Below are 206 nucleotides of genomic sequence, written 5' to 3'. Positions count from 1 at the left end.
CTCGGCGTCGTCTCCGCCGGCCCCGCGGTCGGAGTCGGTCATCTCAGCCCAGTTCGGCCACGTCAACGATCTTGGCGTCGCTCCGTTCGACGCCGCCGCGGAGCGCCGGGACCGCGGTGACCGTTCCCTCGCGGAGGTCGTACGCGGTGAGCGAACCGCCGTAGACGCAGCCGGTGTCGAGTCCGACCGCCCACTCGGTGACGACC

General features: G+C 72.3%; 1 pseudogene. It reads right to left on the bottom strand.

Going from position 1 to position 206, the window contains the following annotated elements:
* Positions 1-43: 43 nt before the first annotated feature.
* Positions 44-206, bottom strand: a pseudogene (locus EXE42_RS20985) (serine/threonine protein phosphatase); the annotation flags it as partial.

It is taken from the genome of Halorubrum sp. SP3 (assembly GCF_005435195.1).
GTDB lineage: Archaea > Halobacteriota > Halobacteria > Halobacteriales > Haloferacaceae > Halorubrum > Halorubrum sodomense.
This window is presented reverse-complemented; position numbering and strand designations above follow the sequence as displayed.